Source organism: Mycobacterium sp. UM_Kg27 (assembly GCF_000972905.1).
Classification (GTDB): domain Bacteria; phylum Actinomycetota; class Actinomycetes; order Mycobacteriales; family Mycobacteriaceae; genus Mycobacterium.
On record NZ_JRMM01000223.1, the window covers coordinates 1 to 3,684 of the forward strand.

The following is a 3,684-nucleotide window of genomic DNA, read 5'->3' on the forward strand; positions in this document are numbered from 1 at the left end:
TGTATAAGAGACAGCGCCGTGACCGTGCAGATCAAGGTCGAAGACGATCTGAGCATCGAGGTGAGCGACAACGGCCGCGGTATGCCCGAGGTGATCACCCGCAGCGGCCTGGCCAACCTGCGTCAGCGTGCCGAGCAGGCCGGCGGAACCTTCAGCGTCACATCGGCTCCCGGCGGCGGGACAGTGCTGCGCTGGTCTGCTCCCCTGGTCTCGTAGCCCGGGCGGTGCTGCTCAGGCGTAGAGCGCCAACCCTTCAACCTCTCGAGGCTCGGCCTCGCGAGTGTCGGCAGCCAGCCATTGGACGGTGTCGTTGAGGAAGCGCCGCGGCGTCGCCGGCAGCGGGTCGGCATTGATCGGGGCCCAGCCCACCCGCAGCAGCATCTGCGGATAGCCGCTGGTTCCGAAGACGTCGCGGCGCACCGCGGCACGGGTTTCGGCGATCTCCAGCGGCTCGGTGACCGGGCAGCTGGCCAGCCCCAATGCCGTCGCGGTCAGCAGCACCACACTGGTGGCCTCGCCGGAACGCAGCTGGGCCAGCCGATCATCGGTCTCGGTGCCCAGGGCCAGCATCACCGCGCGGTCCTCGTCCGGGACGGCACCCGGCGGCTGGGCCAGTGCGGGCCCGGCGAAGAACCGGCCCGGAATCGGGGCAGCAGCATCCGGCGCCGGAACACTGTGCGCCGGAACGCCGGCCACCGACCCGTAGCGGCCGCTCCAGGTCGCCAGCTCGGCGAGGTACTCGTAGTCTGTGCGGTGCTCGAACACCGCCCGGGCCACCACCGCGTTCAGCCGATCTAGGGCGTCGACGCGGCGCAGCATCACACCGGACCGGGCGGCGCGCGCGCCCATCAATGCGATGTCGGCGCCGGCCACCGGCCAGCCGCTGAAGTAGCGACGATCGGTGCGCCGCCGCGGGATCGCCGCCGCCAGCGCGACATCGACCTGGGAGAGATCCGGTTGCGGCCCAGGCGGACACAGCTCGATCGAGGCCAGCAGGTCGGGGCATGCCGGGTCGGGAAACCGATGGACCTTGACCTGTTGACCTAGCGCGGCGAACGCCACCACACAGTGGTGCAATGCCGCGCCGCAGCTCAAGATCATGCCCCGGCCCTCGGGGTCGACGTTGCGCAGCTGCAGATCGGGCTCGACGTATAAGTCCAGCCGGGGCGCCGAAGGCGCCGGGTCCACCCGCCAGCGCCATGGTTGCGAGTTATGCACCGAGGGCGCTCGGGCGGCCAGCAGTAACGCGGTTCGGATGGTGTCCCGGACCGCCGCGGCGTCCGGGCGACCCGCAGGTTTTTCATCCATGGGCCGGCCCCTTTCTTCCTTCGCGGTCTCGAGCCCGATTCCCGCTGAGCCCCAGCAGACCTGCACTCTTCACGATCCTCCCCGCCCCACCGGTCCGACCAGGGCACGAAGACCCGCACCTGCGCCGCGGACTCGGGACTTCTGGCCCTGCATCCATCAGCGACGCGGGCGGACGATGAGAGCGGGGCGCGGGCAGGAGGACGGATCGTGGAGCAACTGACCACCCTGGACGCGGGATTTCTGCAAGCCGAGGACTCCGACCGCCACGCCAGCCTGGCCATCGGCGCCCTGGTCGTACTGGAAGGCCCGGCACCGGACTACGCCTCGCTGGTCGCCACCCTGGGCGCACGTATCAGTGGCTGCCCGCGGTTCGCCCAGAAGCTGCAGTCGCATCCCCTCGACCTGGCACCGCCGCAGTGGGTCGACGACCCCGGCTTCGACATGGCACACCACATCGGGCGGCTCGCCCTGCCGCATCCCGGCGACGACACCGAACTGTTCTGCGTCGTCGCCGACCAGATGGCCCGCCGGCTGGACCGGGACCGGCCGCTGTGGCATATCTGGGTCATCGAGGGACTGGCTGACGACCGGTGGGCGATGTTGATCCAGGTTCACCACTGCGTCGGTGACGGGATCGCGACATCGCACCTGTTCACCGGGCTGTGCGACGAAAGCGGCGCAGGCGACGGGGTATTGACTTTCGCCCGACGTCTTCGCGGCGATGACGAAACCCACTCGGCCCACGCACAATTCGATTTCCGCCCGGTGAGCCTGAACCCGTTGAGCTGGGCCTCCGAGCTCTGGCATGTCTCGACTGCGATCGGCACCGCCGCGGCGCGGGCCGTCCGCGGCACGATCGAACTGTCAGCCGGGCTGCTGCGCCCGGGCAATGCCACCTCATTGAACGGACCGATGAGCGCATCGCGCCGGTACAGCTCCGCCGCGGTGTCGCTCGATGACGTCAACCGGATCTGCCGGGCGTTCGACGTGACCGTCAACGATGTCGCGCTGACCGCCCTGACCGAGGCCTACCGCGGCATGCTGGACCGCCGCGGTGAACGCCCGGTCGCCGAGACGCTGCGCACCCTGGTACCGGTGTCCACCCGGGCCCACGACGCCTCCGGCCGCGCCGACAACCGGGTCTCGCTGATGCTGCCCTTCCTGCCGGTGGAGGAAGACAACCCGGTACGGCGGCTGCGCCTGGTGCACGCGCGCTTGAGTAGAACCAAGGGCACCGGGCAACGCCAGGCCGGCAGCGCCCTGATCACCGCGACCAACCATCTGCCGTTCCCGGTGACCGCGTGGGCGGTTCGGCTGTTGACCCGCCTGCCACAGCACAGCGTCACCACGGTGACCACCAATGTGCCCGGGCCGTCGCAGCCGCTGCACATCTTGGGCCGGCGGGTTTCGGAGATCTTGCCGGTACCACCGATCGCGCTGCAGCTGCGCACCGGCGTCGCGATGCTCAGCTACGCCGAGAATCTGTTCTTCGGGATTCTGGCCGATTACGACACCATGCCCGATATCGATGAGTTCGCGCGCAGCATCGAAGCCGCGGTGGCCCGCCTGGTGGTCAGCGCCAAGCGATGCAGCAGCACGCGGGAGCGGGTCAGGCGCCGGCGCCGGACACCCGCCGGCACGGGCTGAACCGAAGCGGCGTCAGAAGGCGCCCACGAGTTCTGCCCACTCCGAGGCCAGGTCGGCGCCCAGCGTTGCCGGCAGGTCGGCTGCCGCGCTGGACGCGAAGACCCCGGCTTCGGCGGCACCAGCCGTCGGCGCACCCAACAGCTCGGCGATCTGTTGCGGCAGGTCGAACCAGACGAACGGCAGGAATCCACCGAACCAGCCACTGTCGATCGTGAACGCGGCCAGGTCATCCAGGCCCAGCCCGTCGAGCAGGCCCCCCAGGTTCAGGTCGCCGGTCAAGTCACCGAGCAGGCTTCCCAGCCCCAGGTCCCAGGCGCCCAGGCCACCGAACAGCCCGCCCAACGTCATGTCACCCAGGCCCAGGTCGCCCAACAGCTCGGGCAGCGTCATCTCGCCCAACCCGACATCGCCCAGCAGCGCGGGCAGGTTCAGGTTGCCCAAGCCGAGGCCGTCGAACAGCCCATCCAGGGTCACCTCGCTCATCCCGAGATCGCCCAACAGCCCGGGCAAGGTCACATCGGCCAGATCCAGCGCCTCCAGCAGGCCCGGCAGGGTGAAACCGCCGGTGCCCAGGTCGGTCAGCAGCTGGCCCAACGTCAGATCGCCCACGCTCAGACCGTCCAGCAGTCCGGGCAGGGTCATTGAGCCGTCCCGGTAAGTCCGGAGACTCCCGATCTTGGGAGGATTCGAGTTATGGGACGTGCAAGCAGGTATCCCGCTGAGCTTCGA

Annotated in this window: 4 protein-coding genes; 2 read left to right on the forward strand and 2 right to left on the reverse strand. The window is 69.5% G+C overall.

What is annotated here, in order from left to right; genetic code table 11:
* The coding region (locus LI94_RS20570) for an ATP-binding protein (protein ID WP_239651287.1) at positions 1–216 on the forward strand (216 nt) is incomplete at its 5' end.
* A 15-nt stretch (positions 217–231) separates the two neighbouring features.
* On the opposite strand, the gene LI94_RS20575 is transcribed toward LI94_RS20570, so the two are convergent.
* Positions 232–1,308 carry an NAD(P)H nitroreductase gene (locus LI94_RS20575; protein WP_046302385.1) on the reverse strand — a complete coding sequence of 359 codons (1,077 nt, stop codon included), beginning with the start codon at positions 1,306–1,308 and terminating at the stop codon, positions 232–234.
* A 207-nt stretch (positions 1,309–1,515) separates the two neighbouring features.
* Between LI94_RS20575 and LI94_RS20580 the strand changes: the two genes are divergently transcribed.
* Positions 1,516–2,955, forward strand: coding sequence for a wax ester/triacylglycerol synthase family O-acyltransferase (locus LI94_RS20580; protein ID WP_046302386.1), 1,440 nt, complete (start codon positions 1,516–1,518; stop codon positions 2,953–2,955).
* A gap of 12 nt (positions 2,956–2,967) precedes the next feature.
* On the opposite strand, the gene LI94_RS20585 is transcribed toward LI94_RS20580, so the two are convergent.
* Entirely contained in the window at positions 2,968–3,597 is a 630-nt protein-coding gene (locus tag LI94_RS20585) for a hypothetical protein (protein WP_046302387.1), read from the reverse strand.
* Positions 3,598–3,684 lie beyond the last annotated feature (87 nt).